This window comes from Erythrobacter sp. RANMB8, from assembly GCF_056848235.1.
Window position 1 is genome coordinate 222,504 of record NZ_JBREHG010000002.1, and the last position, 23,384, is coordinate 245,887.

Consider the following 23,384-nt stretch of genomic DNA (forward strand, 5'->3'; position numbering starts at 1 on the left):
TAAGCCGGCGGTGCGCTTCCGGAATCGGCGCAAATTCCTAAACTGTGCGCCATGTCCTTCGCCCCCTTCGTCCCCCTGCGCGTGCTGTCGTCCTTCTCGATGCTCGAAGGGGCGATCGATCCCAAGGAAATTGCCAAGCTGGCGAAGGAACGGGGCTATCCCGCCATCGCCATCTGCGACCGCAACGGGCTCTACGGGATCATGGCCTTCGCCGCCGCCTGCAAGGGCGAAGGCGTGCAGCCGCTTATCGGGGCGCTGCTGGGCGTGGCGCGCGGGGGTGACAGCCGTGAAGTCGATTATCTGCCGCTGTTCGTGCAGGATGACGAAGGCTACGACAACCTGTGTCACCTCGTTTCCTCGGCGCACCTCGATCGCCCGCTGGAGTTTGACCCGCATGTCACGCTGGCCGATCTCGAAGGCCGCACCGCGGGGCTGATCGCGCTGACCGGCGCGGGCGAGGGCGGTTTGACCCGCCTGCTGGCAGAAGGCCAGCACGATGCCGCCGCACGGCTGGCCGACCGGCTGGAGACGCTGTTTCCCGGGCGGCTCTATATCGAGATCGCCCGCCATGGCGATCCGGTGTGCGAGCGCGCGGACGAGGCGCTGGTCGATCTCGCCTATGCGCGGGGTTTGCCACTGGTGGCGACCAATCCGGCCAACTTCGCCGAGCCGCACATGCACAAGGCGCATGATGCGATGCTGTGCATTGCCCATTCGACCCAGATCGAAGCCGATGATCGCCCGCGTTCCAATCCGCAGGCTTTCGTCAAACCGGCGACGATGATGGAAGAAGCCTTTGCCGATCTGCCCGAGGCGACCGCCAACACGCTCGTCATCGCGCAGCGCTGCGCCTTTGCTCCGCCCTATCGCAAGCCGATCCTGCCAAGCCTTGCCGGCGACCTTGCGGGCGAGGCCAGGATGCTGGCGGAGGATTCGCGCGCCGGGCTTGAAGCGCGGCTCGCGGCCTATCCCGATCTCTCCGAGGAAGAGCGCAAGGTCTATTTCGACCGCCTCGAATTCGAGATCGACGTGATCGTGAAGATGGGCTTTCCCGGCTACTTCCTGATCGTTGCCGACTTCATCAAATGGGCCAAGGACAATGGCATTCCGGTGGGGCCGGGGCGCGGGTCCGGTGCGGGTTCGGCGGTGGCCTGGGCGCTGACCATCACCGATCTCGATCCGATCAGGCTGGGCCTGCTGTTCGAACGTTTCCTCAACCCCGAACGCGTGTCGATGCCCGACTTCGATATCGACTTCTGCGAAACGCGGCGGGCTGAGGTGATCCGTTACGTGCAAGCGAAATACGGCAGCGATCACGTCGCGCAGATCATCACCTTCGGCAAATTGAAGGCCCGCGCCGTGCTGCGCGATTGCGGTCGCATCTTGCAGATGAGCTACGGGCAGGTGGACAGGTTGTGCAAGATGGTGCCCAACCACCCGACCGATCCCTGGACCCTGCCGCGTTCGCTGAACGGGGCGGCGGATTTCAAGCGCGAGTATGACAACGACAAGGAAGTGAAGCGCCTCGTCGACCTCGCGATGCAGCTGGAAGGCCTGCCGCGCAATTCATCGACCCACGCGGCGGGCGTGGTGATCGGTGACCGGCCGCTGGCGCAGCTGGTGCCGCTCTACCGCGATCCGCGTTCGGACATGCCGGTGACGCAGTTCGACATGAAATATGTCGAAAGCTCCGGTCTGGTGAAGTTCGACTTCCTCGGCCTCAAGACCCTGTCGGTGCTGCGCAAGGCGACCGATCTGCTCGAACAGCGCGGTATCACCATCGATCTGGGCGCGCTGCCGCTGGATGACCAGCAAGTCTACCACCTCATGCAGACGGGCAACACCGTGGGCGTGTTCCAGCTGGAATCCGAAGGGATGCGGCGCACGCTGAAGGCGGTGAAGCCGACCAATTTCGGCGACATCATCGCGCTCGTTTCGCTCTATCGACCCGGCCCGATGGACAACATCCCGCTGTTCGGCCAGCGCAAGGCGGGCGTGGTGCCGATCGAGTATCCGCACCCCAAGCTTGAGGGCATTCTGGCGGAAACCTACGGGATTTTTGTCTATCAGGAACAGGTGATGCAGGCCGCGCAGGTGCTCGCCGGTTACTCGCTCGGCGATGCAGACCTCTTGCGCCGCGCCATGGGCAAGAAGGTGCAGGCCGAAATGGACGCCCAGCGCGGGCGCTTTGTCGAAGGCTGCAAGGCTGTGTCGGACATCGAGGCAAAGCAGGCCAACGAGCTGTTCGACTTGATCGACAAGTTCGCAGGCTACGGCTTCAACAAGTCGCACGCGGCGGCTTACGCGCTGCTCGCCTATCAGACCGCGTGGATGAAGGCGCATTACCCCGAGGAATTCTACGCCGCCTCAATGTGTTTCGACATGCACCAGTCGGAAAAGCTGAACGTGTTTGTCGATGATGCGCGGCGCTATCCCAATGGTCGGGGCGGAGTGGAGGTGCTCGCGCCGTGCATCAACGCCTCCGAGGCCGAATTCACCGTCGAGCAGACCGACGAGGGCTATGCGGTGCGTTACGCGCTCGCCGGGATCCGCAATGTCGGCGAAAAGGCGATGGAGGCCATCGTTGCCGAGCGCAAGGCGGGCGGGGCGTTTGCCAGCCTCAAGGACCTGTTCGAACGCCTGCCGCAGGGCACCATGAACCGCCGCCAGCTGGAAGGGCTGATCTGCGCGGGCGCATTCGATGCGCTGGAGCCGGACCGCGGGCTGCTTTATGCCAATGCCGACATGCTGATGGCGGTGGCCGATGCGGCGATCCGCGAACGATCGAGCGGGCAGGCGGGTCTGTTCGGCGGCGAGGATGCGGCGGCAGAAGGCCTGCGCCTGCAAGCCGCGCCCGCATGGAGCCGCAGCGAGCGCATGGCGAAGGAGCGCGAGAATTTCGGCTTCTATTTCTCCGCGCATCCGGTGGCGCAGTATCGCGATGTCGCCTCGGCCAATGGCGCGCGCACCTATCAGAGCCTGATGGAAGCCGGGGCGCCGGTGGGCGGACGGGGGTCTGCGGTCATGGCAGTGCTGGTCGAAGGCATCACCAAGGCACGCACCCGCAAGGGCGGAACCTTCGTGCGGGCGGATTTCTCCGACGCTTCGGGCCAGTTCTCCGCCGCCTGTTTCGAAGAGGCGCTGGTGCCCGATTTCGAGCGCTGGGCGCAGGCGGGCGAGTGCCTGTTGCTGACGGTCGAACTCGATGCGCCAAGCCCGGACGAGCCGCCGCGTCTGACAGTGCGCGGTGCGCGTCCGCTGGCTGCAGTCAGCGGGGCGACGCCGATGGAACTCACCGCAGACATCGCCCACATCGATGCCTTGCGCGAATTGCAGATCGAACTCGCTGCGGCGCAGGCAGACCGCCCGACCGGCAGCGGAGAGGTGGTGGTGCGCCTGCACCTTGCCGATGGCGGGGAAGCGCGGATGCGGCTCGGATGCAATTTCGTCCTGACCGGCGAACTGGCAGAACGGCTTGCTGCGGTCGAGGGTATTGGCAAGGTCGCGCTGGTGCCGCTGAAGAAGCGCGGCAACCTGCGGCTGGTGGCTTGATATTACATCACCGATTGTGTCGCTGCCCGATTGCCAAGCGATGCTGCGGCGGGCAATGTTTCGCCCTGATTCACCCCCATAACGCGCAACAATCTGCGCCCAGAACACGGAGAGAGAGAAACCATGGCCACCACGCGCCTCGGAGCAATGCAGGAATGGACCATGCGGGTCACTGCGGTCATCGATCACGCCGCGCGCGAGGCACCGACCCGCGAGATCGTGACGCGTTGGGCCGATGGCACCATCACCCGCACCGATTGGGCCGGTATCCGCCGCGACGCGCTGAAGATGGCGCAGGCATTGCAGGCACTGGGTCTCAAGGCGGGCGACAAGGTGGCGAGCCTCGCCATGAACCATTCGCGCCATCTGGTGAGCTGGTACGGTGTCGCAGGGATGGGCGGAGTGCTGCACACGGTGAACCCGCGCCTGTTCGACGACCAGCTCGAATACATCGTCAACCACGCCGAAGACCGGGTGCTGTGTTACGATGTGGCCTTCCAGCCGATTATCGACCGGATGAAGAGCCGCTGGCCCACGGTCGAGCACTACATCTGCTACGATTCCGGCGAGCACACGACGGCGTTCGAAGACTGGATCAGCGCGCAGGACGGTGATTTCGAATGGGTCACGGGCTCCGAAACCGATCCCTGCATGATCTGCTACACCAGCGGCACCACCGGCAATCCCAAGGGCGTGCAATACGAACACCGTTCGACCGTGATGCACGCGCTGGCGGGCCTGCAACCGGCTGCGTTCAATTTCTCCAGCGCATCGGTGATGCTCCCCGTGGTGCCGATGTTCCACGCAGCCAGCTGGGGCCTGCCCTATGCAGGGGCGATGGCGGGGATCAAGTTCGTGTTCTCGGCGGTCAATGATCCGGCAGTACTGCACGATCTGATGCTGAAGGAGGGCGTCACCGATTCTGCCGGCGTGCCGACGGTGTGGCTGGCGCACTTCCAGTATTGCGATGCCAACGGGCTCGACCTGCCGCCGCTGAAGGCCGCGACCATCGGCGGCTCGGCCGCACCGCGCTTCATGATCGAGCGGCTGCTGAAGAACGGCACCCGTGTGCAGCACGCCTGGGGGATGACCGAAACCAGCCCCATCGGCACGGTCGGCGGGCCGACCTGGGACTGGGATCAGCTGACCCTAGAGGAAAAGGTCGAGAAGACCGCGATGCAGGGGCGGCCGATCTTCGGCGTGCAGCTGCGCACCGTCGATCTCGACGACATGGCAACCGAGCTTCCGCGCGATGGCAAGACGGCGGGCGCGCTCCAGATCCGCGGGCCTTGGATCATCAAGCGCTATTTCAAGGCGGAAACGGATGCCGCCAACAATGAAGGCTGGTTCGACACCGGCGATGTCGGCATCATCCACCCCGACGGCACCCTGCAACTGACCGACCGCACCAAGGACGTGATCAAATCGGGCGGCGAATGGATCAGCTCTGTCGAGCTGGAAAATGCTGCTTGCGGGCACCCCGCCGTGGCCGAAGCCGCCTGCATCGGCATCTACCACCCCAAGTGGGATGAACGTCCGGTGCTGTTCGTGGTGAAGAAGGCGGGCGCGGAGGTGACCGGCGGCGAGATCATCGAACACCTGAAGCCGATCGTCGCCAAGTGGTGGCTGCCCGACGCGTGGAATTCGTCGACGACATCCCGCACACCGCAACCGGCAAGATCAGCAAAAAGGACCTGCGCGACCGGTTCGCGGATTACACGCTTGCCTGATGTGACGGTCCGGCCTGCGCGTGCCGGTGACGCGCAGGCCGTTTGCAATATCTACGCCTTCCACGTTGCGCACAGCACCGCGACTTTCGATACCACCGCCCCCGATGTGGCGGCATGGGCAGAGAAGATCGCGGCTGTCACGGCACGTTGCTGGCCATTCCTTGTGGCCGAGCGGGGCGGGGTGGTGGCGGGCTATTGCTACGCCACGCAATTCCGCGATCGCGCCGCCTATGCGCGCACCTGTGAAGACAGCATCTACGTGGCCGACGCAGCACGCGGCAGCGGTGTAGGCTCGGCACTCCTCGTCGCACTGATTGCGGCGGCGAGGGGCTGCGGGTTCGAACAGATGATCGCAGTCATCGGCGGTGGCGAGCCTGCCTCGGTGGCGCTCCACGGCAAATGCGGTTTTGTCCATGCAGGCCGGATGCGCAATGTCGGCTTCAAGTTCGGCCGCAGGCTCGATACGGTCTATATGCAATGCGATCTTACTGCGACGGAGGCAGAGGCATGACCTGCGAAACCTATATCGATCCAAGCCCGGCGAACTTCCAGGCCTTCAAGGACCTGCCGCGCAATACTCCGATCAACATGCTCAACCTGCTGCTATACCGTGACCTTGCGGAATATCCCGAGGGCCATGAGCACGCGGCCAAGGGCTGGAGCGGGCGGCGCGCTTACGAGGAATACGGCATCACCAGCGGCCCGATCTTTCGCCGGCTCGGCGGGCAGATCTTGTGGCGCGGGCGGTTCGAGGGCGTGGTGACGGGGCCGGAGGGCGAGCGCTGGCACGACGCCTTCATCGCGCAATACCCCGATGCTGGCGCGTTCTTCGCCATGATCAAGGATCCCGATTACCAGCAGGCAGTCGTCAACCGCACCGCTGCTCTGATCGACAGCCGCCTCGTGCGCTTCGCTCCGGGCGAGGCGGGGGAAGGGTTCGGTTAGAGCGCTTTCCGACCAATCAGGGTGATCCGGATTGGTCGGAAAGTGCTCTAGACTTCCTTGAGGCGCGGCATCAGTTCCACGAAGTTGCAGGGCCGGTTGCGGCTGTCGAGCTGCTCCGCCAGGATGCCATCCCACCCGTCCTTCACCGCGCCGTTCGATCCGGGCAGGGCGAAGATATATGTGCCCCGCGCCACCACCGCACAGGCCCGCGATTGCACCGTGCTGGTGCCGATGCTCTTGTAGCTGAGCCAGCGGAACAGCTCTCCGAAGCCGGGAATATCGCGTGCGCCATTGATCATGGCCAGCGCTTCCGGGGTGACATCGCGGCCCGTAAGGCCGGTGCCGCCGGTGCTGACGATGGCGTCAATGGCGGGATCGTCGATCCACGCCTCGAACTGCGCGGCGAGGGCAGCGGCGTCATCCTTCACGATCATGCGGGCAGCGAGGGTATGGCCTGCGCCGGTCACCCGCTGCGCCAGAATATCGCCCGATGTGTCATTTTCCGCCGTGCGCGTATCGGACACGGTCAGCACCGCAATGTTGATCGGTTTGAAAACGCGGGCCTCGTCGATCGCCATTACGGCTCCAGCCTTGCCGAACGCACCGTGCCTGCCCGCGGAAACTCCGGCCAGCGACCCTGTGCCAGAGCGCGGCGGCTGGGCGAGGCGACGCCGGCGGCGCGTTCATACATCCAGTAATTGCGCATCACGATCGCGACACAGCCGCGGGTTTCCCAATAGGGGATCGATTCCATCCACAGCAGCGGATCGCCCTGATCGTTGATCTCGGCATTCCAGCGCCCGATCGGGGTGAGGCCGGCGTTATAGGCGGCCATGATCTTGGGCAGGACCCCGCCGGTCGCCGGATGATCGCGCAACATGGCAAGATGCCGCTGGCCATAGGCAAGGTTGACCTGCGGATCGTTCAAATCCTCGTAAGAGGCGCCAAGGCTGAGGCGGCCCGAATGGTCGCGGGCTGTGCCGGGCATGATCTGCATCAGCCCGCGGGCGTTGGCCGGGCTGACAGCATTGGCACGGAAGTTCGATTCCTGCAGCGCGTGGGCGAAGGCGAGCGCCGGATCGACTTGCCAGCCGCCCACCGGCTGCCAGTGCGCCACCGGGAAGCGCAGCGAGGGATCGCTGCTCGCACCATAGGGCGCATTGTGCGCCATCCACAGTTGGGTCGAGGGCAGTCCCAGTTCGCGGGCAAGGCGGGACAGCGCGCCGAACTGGCCGGCAGGGCCAATCTTTGCCTCGTGGCGCAGCACTTCATCGGCCATGCCCGCGCGCCCGATTTCGGTGAGTGCTACCGCCACGCGGACATTGCTGCGGCGCGAGAGTTGCTCCCAGTCATCACGCCCGAACGGCGGCGGCGGCGCATGGGCGGGCAATTCGACGCCAAGCTGGTCGGCGGCGAGCATGCCGTAGAGCGTCTCGTGCATCTGTGCAGCGGCATTGAGATGCTGCTGCGCCTGCCCCGGTTCGCGGCAGCGCACCAGCGAACGGTGCGCCCAGTAATGTCCTGCGGCAGCCAGTTCGGGATTGGATGCGCGGCCTGCGGTCCGGGCAAAAGCCTCGGCAGCGAGCGAGCAATAGCCCAGTCGCCACGCGGCCAGGCCTTCGGTCCAGGCACCTTCGGCGACCCATTCGCCGGTGCCTTCGGCCGCGGTGCGGGCGAGTTCCAGTGCGGCGGTATCATTGTTTTCGATATAGTGGCTCCAGGCGACGCGCTGGCGCCACTCGGCGCGGGCATCGCTGGATAGCTGCCAGTCAGCCTCGGCCAGCAGGCGCTGGGCCTCGGTAGGGTTGTCGGCCTTGATCGCGGCGAGAATGGCGCTCGCAGTGGCGGCGGGCATGGTCCCGTCGCTGACCGTGCGCGGCAGGATGCGCTTGGGCGCATAGGGCTGGCGGGCAAAGCCCTGACCTTGCGGAAGGGCAGGCAGAGCAGTCACCCCGCGCTTGGCACCCATCCGCGCCAGCTGTTCGGCTTGCGGCAGATCGACACCTGCGTTGAACCATGCCGCAATCTGCTCGGGCGCGATCTTGGGGCTTTTAGCGTGAGTGTAATAGGCCGCCTGTGCGGTCTGGGTCAGCACGCCGTCAGGGCGTTTGGCGAGCAGTTCTTCCACCAGAGGCCATTGTTCACGGTCAATCGCGGCAAACAGCTGGCGGTAATGTTCACGATCCTCGCCCGAGAGCACGGGCTTGAGCGCCGCCTCGCCGCGTGCTTCGCCGCGCCAGTCGGCCACCAGTGCGCCCGATTGCGCCTGCGCGGCGACCGGCAATGCCAGTCCCGCCAGCGCCATCGCCGCCATTCCGGCGCGCGCATACCCATTCATCAGGCTGACCATTCCATCCATCTCTTCCAGAACCGCGCCTTCAGACGCGGCATTTCCATCAGGGCGTCAAGCGTTTCGCTGACCATAACCGGGACCTTGCCATGGGCATGGTTGATTTCACGTAAAGGCTGTTCGCCAGACCGCGGCAGCAGCGCGGCAAGGCCGGTGCCGAACACCAGCAGCCGTTGCGGTGCAGCCAGCGCGATGTGGTGGGCCAGCACCGCGTCCATCCCGCTAGCTGCGAGCATCGCCAGATCGGCCACCGGCATATGGCTGGGGAGCGCGGAGGCGATGTAGACCACCTCGTCCCTGATACCCATGGCCGCCAGAATATTGGCGAGCAGGCGACCTTGCGGCCCTTCCAACAGGCGTTCCCGGTCGCCTTCTTCGGGTTGCGGCACCAGCACCATCAGCGCGGAGCCTGTTTGTCCGCGTGGCGCAATCCGTGGAAAAGTGCGGGCGGCATCAAGTGCATCGCTCTCCAGCCACCACTGGCGGAACGAAGGCAGATCGGCAGGCGGCGAATCGCCCAGAAGATTGCGGCGGATAACCTCGGGCAGAGGTGATGGCTGAGCCGGCGCAGGCGCCCGTGGCATCGCATCGCGCACCGCGCTGCCTGCCTGAACGCCCCCCTGAGACGCACCGGACCGCCTCGCCCCGGCTGCCGGCGGCGGCGCATCGAGCGGCGCATCGGCCAACCACGCCGTAGCGTCATCGGTGAAGTCATGGTCCACCCCCGCCGCCTGCCACCAGGCAAGCGCCGCTTCGAATTCACGGGCAAGGGAGAGCGTCGGTTGGGCCATGCTAGCAATGCGGGGTCTTGACTGTCCGAATCCCAGTTAGCAAGTGCACAGGGACTGCATTTCGCCGGAATGTGCGGCGAGCGCGCCAAAACTTGTCGAGGATCAGGAAAGCCCCATGAGCGAACGTGAATCAATGCCCTGTGATGTCGTCATCGTCGGGGGCGGGGTGGCGGGCCTTGCGGCGGCGATCAAGCTCAAGCAGCTCAATGCCGAGCTTGAGGTGATCGTGCTCGAAAAGGGTTCGGAGATCGGCGCGCATATCCTGTCGGGCGCGGTGGTCGATCCCAAGTCGCTTGACGAATTGCTGCCCGAATGGCGCGAGATGGGCTGTCCGATGGCCGAGACCCCGGTGACCGACAACTGGCACTGGGTGCTCTCCAAGACCGGCAAGACCTCCTTCCCCCACGCGATCATGCCGCCGCTGATGAGCAACCATGGCTGCTACACCGGCAGCCTCGGCAATCTCGCGCGCTGGCTCGCCGAACAGGCCGAGGGGCTGGGCGTGATGGTGTTCCCCGGCTTCCCGGCTGCCGAAGTGATGATCGACGAAAGCGGCGCGGTCGCGGGCGTGATCACGCAGGACATGGGCATCGCCGCCGATGGCTCGCACAAGGGCGACTACCAGCCGGGCATGGAGATCCACGCCAAGTACACCCTCTTCGCAGAAGGCGCGCGCGGGCATCTGACCAAGCAGATGAAGGCGAAGTATGATCTTGAGGCCAATTGCCAGCCGCAGGTCTACGGCATCGGCATCAAGGAGCTGTGGGACATTGATCCCAAGAAGCACAAGCCCGGCCGCGTGATCCACACGCAGGGCTGGCCGCTGACCGAGAGCGACAGCTGGGGCGGGGGCTTCCTCTACCATCAGGCCAACGGGCAGGTGGCCTTGGGTTTCGTGACCGCGCTCGATTACAGGAACCCCTGGGTCTCGCCCTATCAGGAATTCCAGCGCTGGAAGAACCACCCGGCGATCCGCGAATATCTCGAGGGCGGCAAGCGCGTCAGCTACGGCGCGCGGGCGATCAACGAGGGTGGGTGGCAGTCGGTCCCCAAGCTCGCCTTCCCGGGCGGCGCGCTGATCGGTTGCGCGGCGGGCTTCGTCAACGTGCCGCGCATCAAGGGCAGTCACACCGCGATGAAGAGCGGGATGCTGGCCGCGGAAAGCATCGCGGCGGCGATTGCGGCGGGGAGCGCCAATACCGAGCTGTCGGATTACGACGCGGCGGTGCGTTCGAGCTGGATCGCCACCGAGCTGAAGCTGGTGCAGAACGCCCAGCCGGCGGTTGCCAAGTATGGCGGCGATATCGGCACCGCGCTCGCCGGCATCGACATGTGGATGCGCACGCTGAAGATCGGCCTGCCCATCAGCATGAAGCACAAGCCGGACTACACCTACACGGGCCGCGCCGATCTCTACCCGAAGATCGACTACCCCAAGCCCGACGGCGTGATCACCTTCGACCGCCTGACCAACGTCGCTTACAGCTACACCAACCACGCCGAGGATCAGCCGGTGCACCTGCAGGTGGCCGATCTGGGCTTGCAGCAGGCCAGCGAGCTGGCGGTGTTCGGCGGCCCCTCGACCCGCTACTGCCCGGCGGGGGTCTATGAATGGCTCACCGACGAAAAGACCGGCGCGCCCAAGTTCCAGATCAACTCGCAGAACTGCGTCCACTGCAAGACCTGCGACATCAAGGACCCCAACCAGAACATCAAATGGGTGACGCCGGAAGGCGGCGGCGGGCCGAACTACCCGAATATGTGATTTAGTTGCTCCAGTATTTGAGGTGAGCTTTGCCTTGGTTTAGTGAAAGAAATCGGGATCGTTCGGCCAAATACTGCAGTATTGCGGGTGCAATCGCAGGCTTATTTTGGGGATTCTCGCTAGGTGGTTTGGGTGGAGCAATTCTTTTTGTAATCTTGGGGTTGGTTGCAGGATTGTTTGTTGGTGCTTTTGTTGGCATCATATTTGACAAGCGAGAGATGGAGGAAATTGGGGCGGGCTGCCTTTTAATTGGTATACCGATCCTGCTACTGGCCATAATTGCATTGCTCTGGGGTGTGGGAAGCTAAGGCGTTGATCGAAACCGCCTACGCCAAGATCAACCTCGCGCTGCATGTCCGCAGGCGGCGGGAGGACGGGTATCACGAGCTTGAGACCCTGTTCGCCTTCGTCGATGCGGGCGATGTGCTCAGCGCAGCGCCTGCCGCCACCGACAGCGTCACCACGCTGGGCGAGTTTGCGGGCGGGCTGGATAATCCCTTCGACAATCTTGTGGCTAAGGCCCTTAATGCCCTGCCTCGTCCGCAGGGTCTCGCGGTGACGCTGGAGAAGAACTTGCCGGTGGCGGCTGGCCTTGGCGGCGGATCGGCGGATGCGGGGGCGGTGTTTCGCATGGTCGAGGCATTGCGCGGCCTGCCGGACGACTGGCCAGCGCGCGCCGCAAAACTCGGCGCGGATGTGCCTGCCTGCGTTCTAAGCCGCACCCATATCGGCCTCGGCACCGGCACCGAGCAGGAGGGTGTCTCGGACGACCTCGCCGGAACCCCTGTCCTGCTGGTCAACCCCCGCGTGCCACTCTCGACCGGGCCGGTGTTCAAGGCGTGGGATGGCGAGGATCGCGGCACGCTCCCCGATGGCCCCGCCAGCCGGATCGCGAGGGAAGGGCGCAACGACCTCGAAGCCCCTGCAATTTCGCTATGCCCTGTTATCGCTGAGGTGCTCACGGCCCTGCAAGCCACTAACCCGTGGCTCGCCCGCATGTCCGGCTCGGGCGCGACCTGCTTTGCACTCTACGACACCCCCGAGGCCCGCGATGCGGCGGCGGCGGCCATGCCTGCCGGGTGGTGGACGATGGCGGGGCGGCTGCGGTGATCGCTCCAAAGTCCGTTCGTGTCGAGCGTAGTCGAGACACCCTGTACAAGCCTCTCGACTTCGCTCGAGGCGAACGGAGGTGGGGGCATGAGTGAAGCCTACCGCCAACTCGGCACGCCCACGCCCGGCGGGATCGTGCTGGTCGCCGACCATGCCTCGAACCACGTGCCCGCGGACATCGACCTCGGCATCCCCGCGCACCTGTTCCACGAACATATCGCGCTCGACATCGGCACCGAGGCGATCGCCGTGCTACTGGCGAAAGACCACGCCATCCCCGCCCACATCGCCGCCGTCAGCCGCCTCGTGTGCGACCTCAACCGCGAGGAGACCGCCCCCGGCCTCGTCCCGCCCGAGAGCGACGGCCACCCGATCCCCGGCAATTTCGGTGCCGACCGCGAAGAGCGCCTGAACCGCTTCCACCGCCCCTATCACACCGCGCTGGCCGCGTGGCTGGCAGCCGCAGAACCGGCCCTGATCCTTTCGCTCCACTCCTTCACCCCGCGCCTTGCCACCTCCGAGGCGGCGCGGCCGTGGCAGGTGGGGGTGCTCTACAATCAGGATGATCGCGCCGCGCGCATCGCCATCCCCTTGCTCGAAGCCGAGGGGCTTAATGTCGGCGACAACCTTCCCTATTCGGGGCGCGATCTCAATTACACCATGAACCGCCATGCCGAAGCGGCGGGGAGACCATATCTCGGCATCGAACTGCGGCAGGATCTGACGCAGACGCCGGAGGATCACGCCCGCTGGGCCGCTTTGCTCAGCCAGATCGCGCAAAGGGTTGCGTCCGCGCTTTGCTGAAGGCAAGGGCATTTCGCAAACCGCCTTCACCGGGAAATCTTATGTCGCAGAAGTTTGACAAGTCGAAGCTCCCCAGCCGCCACGTGTCGGTCGGGCCGGAGCGCGCGCCGCATCGTTCCTATTACTACGCGATGGGCATGACCGAGGAAGAGATCGCCGCGCCCTTTGTCGGCGTGGTCAGCGCGGGCAACGACTCGGCCCCCTGCAACACCACCCTGAACGCGCAGGCCGATATCTGCCGCGAGGGTGTGATCGCAGGCGGCGGCACCCCGCGCCGGTTCAACACCATCACCGTGACCGACGGCATCGCAATGGGCCATCAGGGCATGAAATCCTCGCTCATCAGCCGTGAGATCATTGCGGATTCGATTGAAGTGTCGGTGCGAGGGCATTGTTATGATGCGCTTGTCGGCTTTGCAGGCTGCGATAAGAGCCTGCCCGGCATGATGATGGCGATGCTGCGGCTGAACGTGCCGAGCATCTTCGTTTACGGCGGCTCGATCCTCCCCGGCACCCATCGGGGGAACGATGTGACCGTGGTCGACGTGTTCGAGGCCGTGGGCCAGTTTGCTGCTGGCAACTGCCCGCTGACCGAGCTGATCGCGCTCGAAAAGGTCGCCTGCCCCGGCCACGGCGCTTGCGGTGGGCAGTTCACCGCCAACACGATGGCTTGTGTCGGGGAGGCAATCGGATTGTCTTTGCCCAACAGCAACATGGCGCCTGCTCCTTACAGATCGCGTGACGATATCGCGGTTGCCGCCGGCAAGCAGGTCATGGAGCTTGTCGCCCGCAATCTGCGCCCGCGCGATATCTGCACCCGCGAGGCCTTTATGAACGCCGCGCGCGTGGTCGCTGCCACCGGCGGCTCGACCAACGCCGCGCTGCACTTGCCCGCGATGGCGAGCGAGGCGGGGATCGACTTCGACCTCTTCGATGTTGCCGAAGTCTTCAAATCAACGCCTTACATCGCGGACTTGAAGCCCGGCGGGAAGTATGTCGCCAAAGACATGCACGAGGCGGGCGGGGTCTACATGGCGATGAAGACGCTGCTCGACGGCGGTTTCATCGATCCCAACCCGATCACCGTCACCGGCAAGACCATCGGCGAGAACCTTGAGGAGATCACCTGGAACCCTGACCAGAAGGTGTTCTACGATGTGAAGACCCCGATCACCCCCACCGGCGGCGTGGTCGGCCTCAAGGGCAGCCTCGCCCCCGATGGCGCGATCGTGAAGGTTGCCGGGATGGCGCGCCTGCAATTCTCCGGCCCGGCCCGCGTGTTCGATTGCGAGGAAGATGCCTTTGCCGCCGTCGAAACCCGCGACATCGCGGAAGGCTGCGTTATCGTGATCCGCTACGAGGGCCCCAAGGGCGGTCCCGGCATGCGCGAAATGCTCTCCACCACCGCCGCGCTTTACGGGCAGGGCATGGGCGAGAAGGTCGCGCTGATCACCGACGGGCGCTTCTCGGGCGCCACGCGCGGCTTCTGCATCGGCCATGTCGGCCCGGAAGCGGCCGATTGCGGCCCGATCGCGCTGGTCGAGGATGGCGACATCATCTCCATCGACGCCGTGGCGGGGACCATCGATCTCGAAGTGGCCGAGGAGGTGCTGGCCGAGCGCCGCGCCAAGTGGCAGCCGCGCACCAACGACTATCAGGCGGGAGCCTTGTGGCGTTACAGCCAGGTCGTCGGCAAGGCGCGGTACGGCGCGCTCACCCATCCCGGCGCGAAGGCGGAAACCCATGTGTTTGCGGATATCTAGCACCCTCGCGATGCTTGCCCTGCTGGCGGCATGCGGCGCTGAAAGTCCGCTGCCGCCGGGGGATGATGTCGATTGCGCGATCGGTGCTGGTGCGGATTTTTCGGCTGTCTGCACGCTGGAGCTGGCAGGGGACGATATTGTCCTTCACCATCCCGATGGTGGCTTCCGGCGTTTGACCCGCGACCCTGAAACGGGCGCACTTGTACCGCGGGACGGCGCGGATGCGCTGGTGGCAGAGCAAAGCGATGGCGGGATACTTGCATTTGCGGTCGGCGCAGACCGCTACCGGATCCCGCTGAACCTGATCGATCCGCCCTCACCGTGACCGATGCACAAGTCCTCACCGCCGAACAGATGCGCGCTGCCGAGCAGGCGCTGCTGGATGCGGGGACAAGCATCCCGGACCTGATGGAGATTGCCGCAGGGGGCGCGGCTGAATGGGTTAGGCGCGTTGCGGCAGGACGCAGTGTCACGGTTCTGTGTGGCCCCGGCAATAATGGTGGCGATGGTTATGTGATGGCCCGGCGCTTGCGGGAGGCGGGCAATTCCGTCTCTGTCATCGCCCCGCTGGTTCCCGCGACAGAGGCGGCGCGGAATGCGCGGCAGCGCTGGGGCGGTCCGGTGGTTACCGCAGACAGCGGCGGGCATGGTGAGGTGTTTGTCGACTGCCTGTTCGGATCCGGCCTCACCCGCCCACTGGTGGCCGAACACGCGCTGTTGCTGCGCGATCTTGCAGCGCGTCACCGTTACCGGGTGGCGATCGATGTGCCATCGGGCATTGCCAGCGATAGCGGCGCGGCGCTCAACGAGCGGCTGCCGGCCTATGATCTGACACTCGCGCTTGGCGCGTGGAAGTTTGCACATTGGCGCCTGCCGGGCCGGGCCATGATGGGGCAACTGCGGCTGGTGCCAATCGGGATTGCCAGCATCGAGGGGGCGGCGCAGCTGGTTACTCGGCCACGCATCGTGCCTCCCGCGGCCGATAGCCACAAATACCGCAGGGGGCTGGCAGGGATTATCGGCGGGGCCATGCCGGGGGCAGCCCTGCTTGCCGCTGCTGCCGCGCAGCGCGCCGGAGCTGGCTACGTCAAGCTCTTCGCCCGCACGCCTGATCCGCGTACACCTGCCGATGTCGTGACCGAAACCGCGCCCTTGTCAGAGGTGCTGGCCGATCCGCGCATTGCTGCGCTGCTGGTCGGGCCGGGGCTCGGCAGGGATGCAGCGGCGCAGGCCATGCTGCGCGATACCTTGCGATTGGCCCCCGCGCTTGTGCTTGATGCCGATGCGCTTGGCCTGATCGCGCCGGATATGCTCGCGCGCGAGATTCCGCTGCTCGCCACCCCGCATGATGGCGAGCTTGAGACCCTATGCCGCAATTTCGGGGTGATAGCCGAAGGGCGCCAGGCGCGGGCTCTCGCTCTGGCCCGGGTCAGCGGGATGGTCGTGCTGGCCAAGGGGCCGGATAGCGTGGTTGCCGCGCCCGATGGCAGACTGGCGCTGGCCGCCCCGGCGCCAAGCTGGCTGTCGGTGGCAGGGACGGGTGATGTGCTTGCCGGCATTGCAGTCAGCCGCATGGCGTGCGGCGCGGATCCCTTTGCTGCCGCCTGCGAGGCGCTGTGGCTGCACGGCGAGGCTGCACGGCGGGCCGGAGCGGCCTTTACCCCATCGCAGCTTGCCGAACGGGTGGCAGAGGCGCTAGCGGCCTGCCTGTGAGCAATTCCGAAACGATTATCCGCCTCGCCGCCAAGGGCGATGGCGTGACCGCAACCGGCCGCCATGTCGCTGGCGCTGTTCCCGGCGACAGGGTCGACGAGGCTGGCGCAATTACGCCGGGGCCGCACCATATTGCGCCCGCCTGCCGCCATTTCGTCACCTGCGGCGGATGCCAGTTGCAGCATGCCGATGACGAGGCGCTTGCGCAATTCGTGGAGGGCCGCGTGCTCTATGCCGCAAAGGGGCAAGGCTTGGAGCCGGAGGAGTTGCTGCCTGTTCACCTTTCTCCGCCTGCCACGCGTCGGCGTGCCGGGCTGCACGGATTGCGGATCGCAGGCGGTGCGGCCTTGGGGTATCGTGAAGGCGGATCGCACCGGATTGTCGATCTTGCCGAATGTCCGGTGCTGCATCCCGCGCTCGCGGCGCTGGTGCCGTCGCTGCGGCGATTTGTCGCAGCCCACGGCCCCAAGGCGATGGTCGGGATCGACCTGACGCTTGCCGATCAGGGGGTCGATGTCAGCCTCATGCACTTTCCGCTCGAAGGGTTGGGGCCGACCGAGGCGGCGCTCGATTTCGCGCGCGATCAGATGCTTGCGCGGCTGACCATTGATCAGGGCTACGGGCCGGAGACAGTGTGGGAGCCTGAGCCTGCCACAGTCACGCTTGCAGGCGTGCCGGTCAGCCTGCCGCCGGGCGCCTTTCTTCAGGCAACGCAGGATGCGGAAGGACGGATGGTGGCCGATGCGGCCGCATGGCTGGCAGGCGCGCGGATTGTCGCCGATCTGTTTGCCGGTCTCGGCACCTTTGCCTTCGGCTTGCGGGAGGGCCGCAAGGTGCTCGCGGTCGAGGCGGAGCGCGCCGCGCACCTCGCCTGCAAGGCGGGGGGCGCAAGGGCGGGGGGCAATGTGCTGGCGCTCCACCGCGATCTGTTTCGCAGTCCGCTGCAGCCTGACGAATTGAGCCGTTTCGACGCAGTGCTGCTCGATCCCCCGCGGGCAGGTGCGCGGGCGCAGGTGGCTGAAATCGCTGCGAGCACCCTGTCGCGGGTGGTCTATGTCAGTTGCAACCCCTCAAGCTGGGCGCGTGATGCCGCAGTGCTGGCGGGGGCGGGGTTCCGGTTGCGCAAGCTGCGTCCGGTCGGCCAGTTCCGCTGGTCGACCCATGTCGAACTGGTCAGCCTGTTCGAGCGTTAAGATCTTAACGCCGCGAGGATTTCTGCCGTCAGCCAGTCCCGGTGCTGCGGTTCGACATAGGCGTGCCCTGCGCCTTCGCAGCGGCGGATGCGCGGGTCTGACGTGTCCCATGCGGCCTCGAACACCTGTGCCGTGCGGTCTGCTGTCGCAAGCAGAATGCGGACCTCGCCGCCGAACGTGGCCAGACCTTCACGCATTTCCTGCGCAAGGTTTGAAGGCGGCGGGGCAGGGCGCAGTGATCGCAGCAGGCCCTTCGCCAGCTTGCCAAGGTTCACCCCGCCGCCCAGCAGACGCATGATTTCGCGGGGGTTCTTGAGCTTTTCGAGATAGCGGGCACGGATGGCTGCCGGGGGCGGCGTATCATCCGTCTCGCTGCCGCCTTCGTCCTGCTCGATGGTCCAGGGGTTGGACAGCACCAGCCCGTCAAACCCTGCACCGCCCGCCAGCATCAGCGCCGAGGCCGCGTCGCAATTGCCGAAAGCGACCACCCGGCCAAGCTGCGGGGCCATCGCCCGGAAGGCGTCGAGCGCTGCGGCTATGTCTCTGGCTGAATGGCGAAAACCGCGATTCTCGCCCTCGCTGTCGCCGATCCCGCGGCGGTCGAAACGGAACACCGGAAAGCCTGCGGCGGCGATCCGGGCAGCAAGATCGGCCTGCCCACCGAAGGCGCCCGAGCGGATCTCGTTGCCGCCGCTGACGATCAGCAGGCCGGTGGTGCCGGGGGCGGTGTCGAGCGTGCCGGCCAGCAGCAAATCGCGGCAGCCGAAGGTGTGCGAGAGGCGGGTCATGCCGCAACCTCTTCGATTCCTGCGATAATCAGCGCAGCGAGGCGGTCCGCCTGTCCGGCATCATGGTCCGGTTCGGCGCGCAGCCACAGGCCGGGGCCGCCGATTTGCGACTGGGCGATATCGGACTGGCCGGGGGTGGGAGCGGGCTCGGCACCTTCGAGTTCGCGGAACATCGCTGCGCCGATGGCCCAGCCGCCCAGCGTCAGCCCCTCGCTGCGCCCTGTTGCCATAAGCCCTTCCGAAGTCTCGGCAATTCCGGCCTCGCGTGAGGAAATCGTGCGGGCGCGGATCATGCCGCGCAGCATCTTCGGTCCCGATTGCGCGGCATAGTGCCAGCCGGGCAGGGTTGCCGGAGCGACCAGCGCCCCCGCACGGATTGCCAGCACATGGGTCGCACCAAGGCCCGTCGCCGCTGCGGCCATGGCCGAGCGCCAGCCTGCAAGTGTCTGATCTTCGAGCCGAACAAGGCTCTCGTTGCAGCCCGGCAGATCGGGCAGGAAGCTGTCGATCCCCGCCCGGTCGAGCCGCCGCATCACCTCGACCGTGAAGCGCCTGAGCTTGTTCGCCTCGTCGAACCATGCAGGGCACACCAGCACCCGCACCGGCCGCCCGCGGTCAAAGGCGAGCAGCTGTTCCTCTTGGGAAGCAGCGTTTTCAGCAGCAGGAATGTTCCACGTGAAAAACACGCAAAGACGGGCCTGGAGGGGGTCAAGACGGGGTCTGGAGGGGGTCTAGCTTGGCCTGGGCGAAGGCCAGCAGGCCGCCATAGGTTTCCAGCATTTCCCCGTCGACATCGTCATCCTCGATCACGATGCCAAGCCGGTCTTCCATTTCGGTGAGCAGGCCAGCGACCGCCATCGAGTCCAGTTCCGGCAAATGCCCGAACAGGCCCGAATCCGGCCCGAAAGCAGCGGCCTGCGCCGGGTCGAGCCCCAGCACATCGGCGATCAGCGCCTTCAATTGCCGGTCGAGCGCGGCTTCGTCCAACGGACCTTCGGTGAATGGCGTGGTGCCCATGACGCTACCCTGTTTTCTGCGTGCGACCGTGGGCGCGGGGCTTAGCCATGCGCGGGCGCGGGCGCAAGCGCCGTGGCTTGGCCGGGATGACGCAGCGACCGCAGCATCCGCTTGGCGAGCGGCGCCCAGCTTTTCGGCTGTGCCGGGTCGAGACAGTCGATCCGGAAACGGGGACGCACGGCTTCCATCCAGTCCGCCTTGTAGCTTTGGTCGCCGGTGCCGAAATCCACCAGCGCGACCTTGTCGGTATCGATCACATGGGCAAACAGCGCGGCGCTGAGGGTCGTGCCTGCCGAGAGCGGCTTGTGGCTTTCAAGGTGCGCGAGCTTGTGGATGTAGGCAATTGAATTCTCGACGGTCCAGCACTGCGCGGCCACTGCCAGCCCGTCAGCCCGCGCCACTCCCAGCCGCAACCGTCCCGCCGCGCCTTCCTCTTCGGCGAAGGCGCGCAGCATCGCGGGCTGATCTTCGGCCGGTTTCCAGCTGGCGGCGTAGATCGCCTCGTATTCGGCCCAGACGGCCGGATCGAAGTGCGTCAGCACCTCGGTTTCGACCTTTTTGGCCTTGCGCTTCAAGGTGGTGCGCAAGGTTCCGGGGCGGCTTTCCCAGTATTCGGCAAAGCTGCGCCCGCGCACGTCCAGCACGTGGTTGGTGTCGCATTGTTCGACCGCGACGTGCCAGCCTGCCGCACGGAATGCCTGCACCAGCCGCCGGGCAGAGCCATCCTCGCCCGGAACGGGTTCGAGAGTCACGCGCCAGCCTTTCGCCTTCAGTCCGCGGGCGATTTCGGCCAGCAAGCGGTCACCCGCAGCCCCTGCCGGTGCCAGTTCGCGCCAGGTGAAGCTGTACCAGTTGCGCAGCGGCGTGATTCGTCCGCCTTGCGCCGTCAATGCGAGCGCCGCGCTGTTATCCGCATCGCTGGCAATCGCCACCAGCGGGGTCAGGCCGGTTTGTGCGAGCAGCGCATACCACTCCGCCCGGTCGAACGGCGCAGCGGTGCCTTGCTCCGCAGCTTTGGCGCTCAACGCTTGCAAGACGTTAACGCTATCGTGATACCGCGCTTCGATCACTGGAAAAGAATGCTCCCGAATATGCCGCATCAGCCCGATCCTCTCCCGCGTCCGCTCGATCACCTTGCCGAACTGGCAGGGCCGGCGGGGCGTGGGGAGAGGCCCGCGCTGGTGCTTCGCGAGGTCACGTTTAACCACAATCAGTTAAGACAGCGTGTCGCGATGCTGGCGGGCTGGCTGGCGCAGATGGTGCCCTACAAGGGCGCAAGGGTCGCAAGCTGGGCGGCCAAGGGCGAAATCACCTGCCTGCTGCCGCTGGCGGCGGCGCGAGCCGGGCTGGTGCACGTGCCGGTCAATCCGCTGCTGAAACGGGCGCAGGTGGCGCATATTCTGGCCGATAGCGGCACAAGGCTGCTGATCGGCACCGGTGCGCGGCTCGCCACGCTGGAGCCGGGCGATTTGCCCGCAGGCTGCGCAGCGCTGGGCGAGGGCGAGGCGCTGGCAGCGGCAGAGGCGGCGGGTGCAGAACTGCCCGCGTCGGATGCCGATCCTGCCGAACTGGCCGCGATCCTCTATACCTCAGGCTCGACCGGACGGCCCAAGGGTGTGATGCTGAGCCATGCCAATATGTGGCTGGGTGCGGTCAGCGTGGCGCATTATCTGGGTCTGGCCGATGATGATGTGACGCTGGCGGTGCTACCGCTGTCGTTCGATTACGGGCAGAACCAGCTTTTGAGCACGTGGTATGCAGGCGGCTGCGCGGTGCCGCTCGATTTCCTGTTCCCGAAGGATGTGGCCAAGGCCTGCGCGAAGCACGGCGTGACGACGCTGGCTGCGGTGCCGCCCTTGTGGGTGCAGCTGACCGAGTTTGACTGGCCCGCCGAGGCCTCGGCGCCCTTGCGGCGGCTGACCAACAGCGGCGGGGCGCTGACAACCGATCTGGTGCGCAAGCTTCGTGCGATGTTCCCGCAGGCGCGCCTGTTCCCGATGTATGGCCTGACCGAGGCGTTCCGTTCGACCTTCCTCGATCCGGCGCTGGTCGATTCGCACCCGACTTCGATGGGCAAGGCGATACCTTTCGCGGAAATTCTGGTGATCAACGATGCCGGAAATATCGCCGCCGATGACGAGGAGGGCGAGCTTGTCCATTGCGGCCCGCTGGTGGCGCAAGGGTACTGGCAGGATCAGGAGCGCACCGCCGAACGCTTCAAGCCTGCGCCGGCGGCCTCTGCCTATGGCGGCACGGCGGTATGGTCGGGCGACCGCGTGCGGCGCGACGCCCAGGGGCTGCTCTATTTCGCCGGGCGGCGCGATGCGATGATCAAGAGCGCGGGCAACCGCATCAGCCCGCAGGAGGTGGAGGAGGCTGCGATTGCCACCGGGCTGGTCGCCGAAGCGGTTGCGCTTGGCGTTGCCGATGCGCGGTTGGGTCAGGCGGTGCATCTGGTGGTGCGCGGCGCGGCTGATCCAGCGGCGCGGGCGGAACTGCCCAAACGGCTCCAGCGCGATCTGCCCAACTTCATGCAGCCCCAGCACATCCACTGGCGTGATGCCATGCCGATCAACCCCAATGGCAAGATCGATCGCACGGCCTTGCAAGCCGAACTCAACAAGGAATTTGCTGCATGAAGCCTGTCGGCCCGATCCCTGCCGGATATGAAATGGTTGGCGGCGAGCTGGCGATTGGCGGGAAGACCGCCAGCGCGCTGGTGGCCGAGGCGGGACGCACGCCGCTGTTCGTCTATTCGCGTGCCCATCTTGATGCCCGCGTGGCGCAACTGCGCGCCGCTTTGCCCGCGCGTATCGGGGTGAACTTCGCAGTCAAGGCCAATCCGCATCTGGCGGTGATCGGCCACATGGCTCCGCTGGTCGACGGGTTCGACATTGCCTCTTCGGGCGAACTGGCCCTGTGCATGGCGGTGGGGATCGACCCTGCGCGCATCAGTTTTGCCGGACCGGGCAAGCGCGATGACGAGCTGGAGGCGGCGATTGCCGCAGGCGTCACGCTCAATTGCGAAAGCGAGGGCGAGGCATCGCGCTCGCTCGCCATCGGCCAGCGGCTCGGCAAGGCGCCGCGCATTGCCATCCGCGTGAACCCGTCGTTCGAGATGAAGGGTTCGGGGATGAAGATGGGCGGCGGGGCCAAGCAATTCGGCGTCGATGCCGAGCGGGTGCCCGATCTGGCGCGCTTCGTGATCGGCGAGGGCGCCGAATGGCGGGGCTTGCACATCTTTACCGGCAGCCAGACCCTGAGCGCCGATGCGATCATCGAGGCGCAGGCCAATGTGCTCGACCTTGCAGCGCAGCTGGCGGACGATATCGGCCACGGCCTGCCCAAGCTGAACATGGGCGGCGGGCTGGGCATTCCCTATTTCCCCGGTGACGAGCCGGTCGATCTGGCGAAAGTCGGCGCGGCGCTGGCGGGTCGGCTGGAGCAGCTTCCGCCGGTGCTGGCCGATACCGCACTGTGCATCGAACTTGGCCGCTATCTGGTGGGGGAAGCGGGGGTTTATCTGACCCGCGTGATCGACCGCAAGGTCAGCCACGGGGTCACCTATCTCGTCACCGATGGCGGGCTGCATCACCAGCTGGCCGCATCGGGCAATTTCGGCACGGTGGTGCGGCGCAATTATCCTTCTGCGATTGCAACGCGTTACGGCGAAGAGCCGGTCGAGGAGGTCAATATCGTCGGCTGCCTGTGCACCCCGCTCGACCGGCTCGCCGATGCGGCGATGATGCCGCGTGCCGATGTCGGCGATCTGGTCGCGGTGTTCTGCGCCGGGGCCTATGGCGCGAGCGCCAGCCCTTCGGCTTTCCTCGGCCACGGACCGGCGGCCGAACTGCTGGTCTGAG

At 65.8% G+C, this 23,384-nt stretch carries 19 protein-coding genes and 1 pseudogene; 13 read left to right on the forward strand and 7 right to left on the reverse strand.

The window, feature by feature from the left end; translation table 11 throughout:
* Positions 1-51: 51 nt before the first annotated feature.
* The 4 genes and pseudogenes from dnaE (at position 52) to ACU0AG_RS04165 (ending at position 6,227) form a co-directional block, all read left to right on the forward strand.
* Positions 52-3,552: a DNA polymerase III subunit alpha gene (gene dnaE / locus ACU0AG_RS04150; protein ID WP_482780999.1), complete on the forward strand. Its 3,501-nt coding sequence runs from the start codon at positions 52-54 to the stop codon at positions 3,550-3,552.
* Positions 3,553-3,699: 147 nt separating this feature from the next.
* Positions 3,700-5,282, forward strand: a pseudogene (locus ACU0AG_RS04155) (long-chain fatty acid--CoA ligase).
* Position 5,283: 1 nt separating this feature from the next.
* Complete coding sequence (locus tag ACU0AG_RS04160; protein ID WP_482781000.1) at positions 5,284-5,793, forward strand: GNAT family N-acetyltransferase; 510 nt, start codon at positions 5,284-5,286, stop codon at positions 5,791-5,793.
* Positions 5,790-6,227 (forward strand): DUF1330 domain-containing protein, encoded by a 438-nt coding sequence (locus ACU0AG_RS04165; protein WP_482781001.1) that lies wholly within the window; start codon positions 5,790-5,792, stop codon positions 6,225-6,227. Before ACU0AG_RS04160 ends, ACU0AG_RS04165 begins: the two co-directional genes overlap by 4 nt.
* Positions 6,228-6,274: 47 nt before the next feature.
* On the opposite strand, the gene moaB is transcribed toward ACU0AG_RS04165, so the two are convergent.
* From moaB to ACU0AG_RS04180, 3 genes are read right to left on the reverse strand one after another with little or no spacing between them, the layout of a single operon-like run.
* Positions 6,275-6,805, reverse strand: a complete 531-nt coding sequence (moaB, locus tag ACU0AG_RS04170; RefSeq protein ID WP_482781002.1) for a molybdenum cofactor biosynthesis protein B — start codon at positions 6,803-6,805, stop codon at positions 6,275-6,277.
* Positions 6,805-8,565: a lytic transglycosylase domain-containing protein gene (locus ACU0AG_RS04175; RefSeq protein ID WP_482781003.1), complete on the reverse strand. Its 1,761-nt coding sequence runs from the start codon at positions 8,563-8,565 to the stop codon at positions 6,805-6,807. Before ACU0AG_RS04175 ends, moaB begins: the two co-directional genes overlap by 1 nt.
* Positions 8,565-9,368, reverse strand: coding sequence for a uracil-DNA glycosylase family protein (locus tag ACU0AG_RS04180; protein ID WP_482781004.1), 804 nt, complete (start codon positions 9,366-9,368; stop codon positions 8,565-8,567). The genes ACU0AG_RS04175 and ACU0AG_RS04180 overlap by 1 nt, the downstream gene beginning before the upstream one ends.
* 115 nt (positions 9,369-9,483) lie before the next feature.
* On the opposite strand from ACU0AG_RS04180, the gene ACU0AG_RS04185 reads away from it, so the two are divergent.
* From ACU0AG_RS04185 to ACU0AG_RS04215, 7 genes are all read left to right on the forward strand, one after another.
* Complete coding sequence (locus ACU0AG_RS04185; RefSeq protein ID WP_482781005.1) at positions 9,484-11,133, forward strand: electron transfer flavoprotein-ubiquinone oxidoreductase; 1,650 nt, start codon at positions 9,484-9,486, stop codon at positions 11,131-11,133.
* Between the two features lie 312 nt (positions 11,134-11,445).
* Positions 11,446-12,243, forward strand: coding sequence for a 4-(cytidine 5'-diphospho)-2-C-methyl-D-erythritol kinase (locus ACU0AG_RS04190; RefSeq protein WP_482781006.1), 798 nt, complete (start codon positions 11,446-11,448; stop codon positions 12,241-12,243).
* Between the two features lie 87 nt (positions 12,244-12,330).
* Entirely contained in the window at positions 12,331-13,047 is a 717-nt protein-coding gene (locus ACU0AG_RS04195) for an N-formylglutamate amidohydrolase (RefSeq protein ID WP_482781007.1), read from the forward strand.
* Positions 13,048-13,088: 41 nt separating this feature from the next.
* The gene (ilvD, locus tag ACU0AG_RS04200) at positions 13,089-14,810 is read left to right on the forward strand and encodes a dihydroxy-acid dehydratase (RefSeq protein ID WP_482781008.1); all 1,722 of its coding nucleotides are present in this window, start codon (positions 13,089-13,091) and stop codon (positions 14,808-14,810) included.
* A gap of 10 nt (positions 14,811-14,820) precedes the next feature.
* Positions 14,821-15,135, forward strand: coding sequence for a hypothetical protein (locus ACU0AG_RS04205; RefSeq protein ID WP_482781009.1), 315 nt, complete (start codon positions 14,821-14,823; stop codon positions 15,133-15,135).
* Entirely contained in the window at positions 15,132-16,523 is a 1,392-nt protein-coding gene (locus ACU0AG_RS04210; protein WP_482781010.1) for an NAD(P)H-hydrate dehydratase, read from the forward strand. The genes ACU0AG_RS04205 and ACU0AG_RS04210 overlap by 4 nt, the downstream gene beginning before the upstream one ends.
* On the forward strand, positions 16,520-17,716 hold the full coding sequence (locus tag ACU0AG_RS04215; RefSeq protein ID WP_482781011.1) for a class I SAM-dependent RNA methyltransferase: 1,197 nt from the start codon (positions 16,520-16,522) through the stop codon (positions 17,714-17,716). Before ACU0AG_RS04210 ends, ACU0AG_RS04215 begins: the two co-directional genes overlap by 4 nt.
* Here the strand turns inward: ACU0AG_RS04215 and ACU0AG_RS04220 are convergent.
* The 4 genes from ACU0AG_RS04220 to ACU0AG_RS04235 are packed head-to-tail and all read right to left on the reverse strand — an operon-like array spanning position 17,713 to position 20,546.
* Complete coding sequence (locus ACU0AG_RS04220) at positions 17,713-18,504, reverse strand: hydrolase 1, exosortase A system-associated (RefSeq protein WP_482781012.1); 792 nt, start codon at positions 18,502-18,504, stop codon at positions 17,713-17,715. The genes ACU0AG_RS04215 and ACU0AG_RS04220 overlap by 4 nt on opposite strands.
* Complete coding sequence (locus ACU0AG_RS04225; RefSeq protein WP_482781013.1) at positions 18,501-19,190, reverse strand: alpha/beta hydrolase family protein; 690 nt, start codon at positions 19,188-19,190, stop codon at positions 18,501-18,503. Before ACU0AG_RS04225 ends, ACU0AG_RS04220 begins: the two co-directional genes overlap by 4 nt.
* Positions 19,191-19,212: 22 nt before the next feature.
* A complete protein-coding gene (locus tag ACU0AG_RS04230) occupies positions 19,213-19,521 on the reverse strand; it encodes an acyl carrier protein (RefSeq protein WP_482781014.1) in 309 nt (102 codons plus the stop codon).
* A 41-nt stretch (positions 19,522-19,562) separates the two neighbouring features.
* Entirely contained in the window at positions 19,563-20,546 is a 984-nt protein-coding gene (locus ACU0AG_RS04235; protein WP_482781015.1) for a GNAT family N-acetyltransferase, read from the reverse strand.
* A 66-nt stretch (positions 20,547-20,612) separates the two neighbouring features.
* On the opposite strand from ACU0AG_RS04235, the gene ACU0AG_RS04240 reads away from it, so the two are divergent.
* Both ACU0AG_RS04240 and ACU0AG_RS04245 read left to right on the forward strand, forming a co-directional pair.
* Positions 20,613-22,160 (forward strand): acyl-CoA ligase (AMP-forming), exosortase A system-associated, encoded by a 1,548-nt coding sequence (locus ACU0AG_RS04240; RefSeq protein ID WP_482781016.1) that lies wholly within the window; start codon positions 20,613-20,615, stop codon positions 22,158-22,160.
* Positions 22,157-23,383, forward strand: a complete 1,227-nt coding sequence (locus tag ACU0AG_RS04245) for a pyridoxal-dependent decarboxylase, exosortase A system-associated (RefSeq protein ID WP_482781017.1) — start codon at positions 22,157-22,159, stop codon at positions 23,381-23,383. Before ACU0AG_RS04240 ends, ACU0AG_RS04245 begins: the two co-directional genes overlap by 4 nt.
* The last annotated feature ends 1 nt before the right edge of the window (position 23,384 follow it).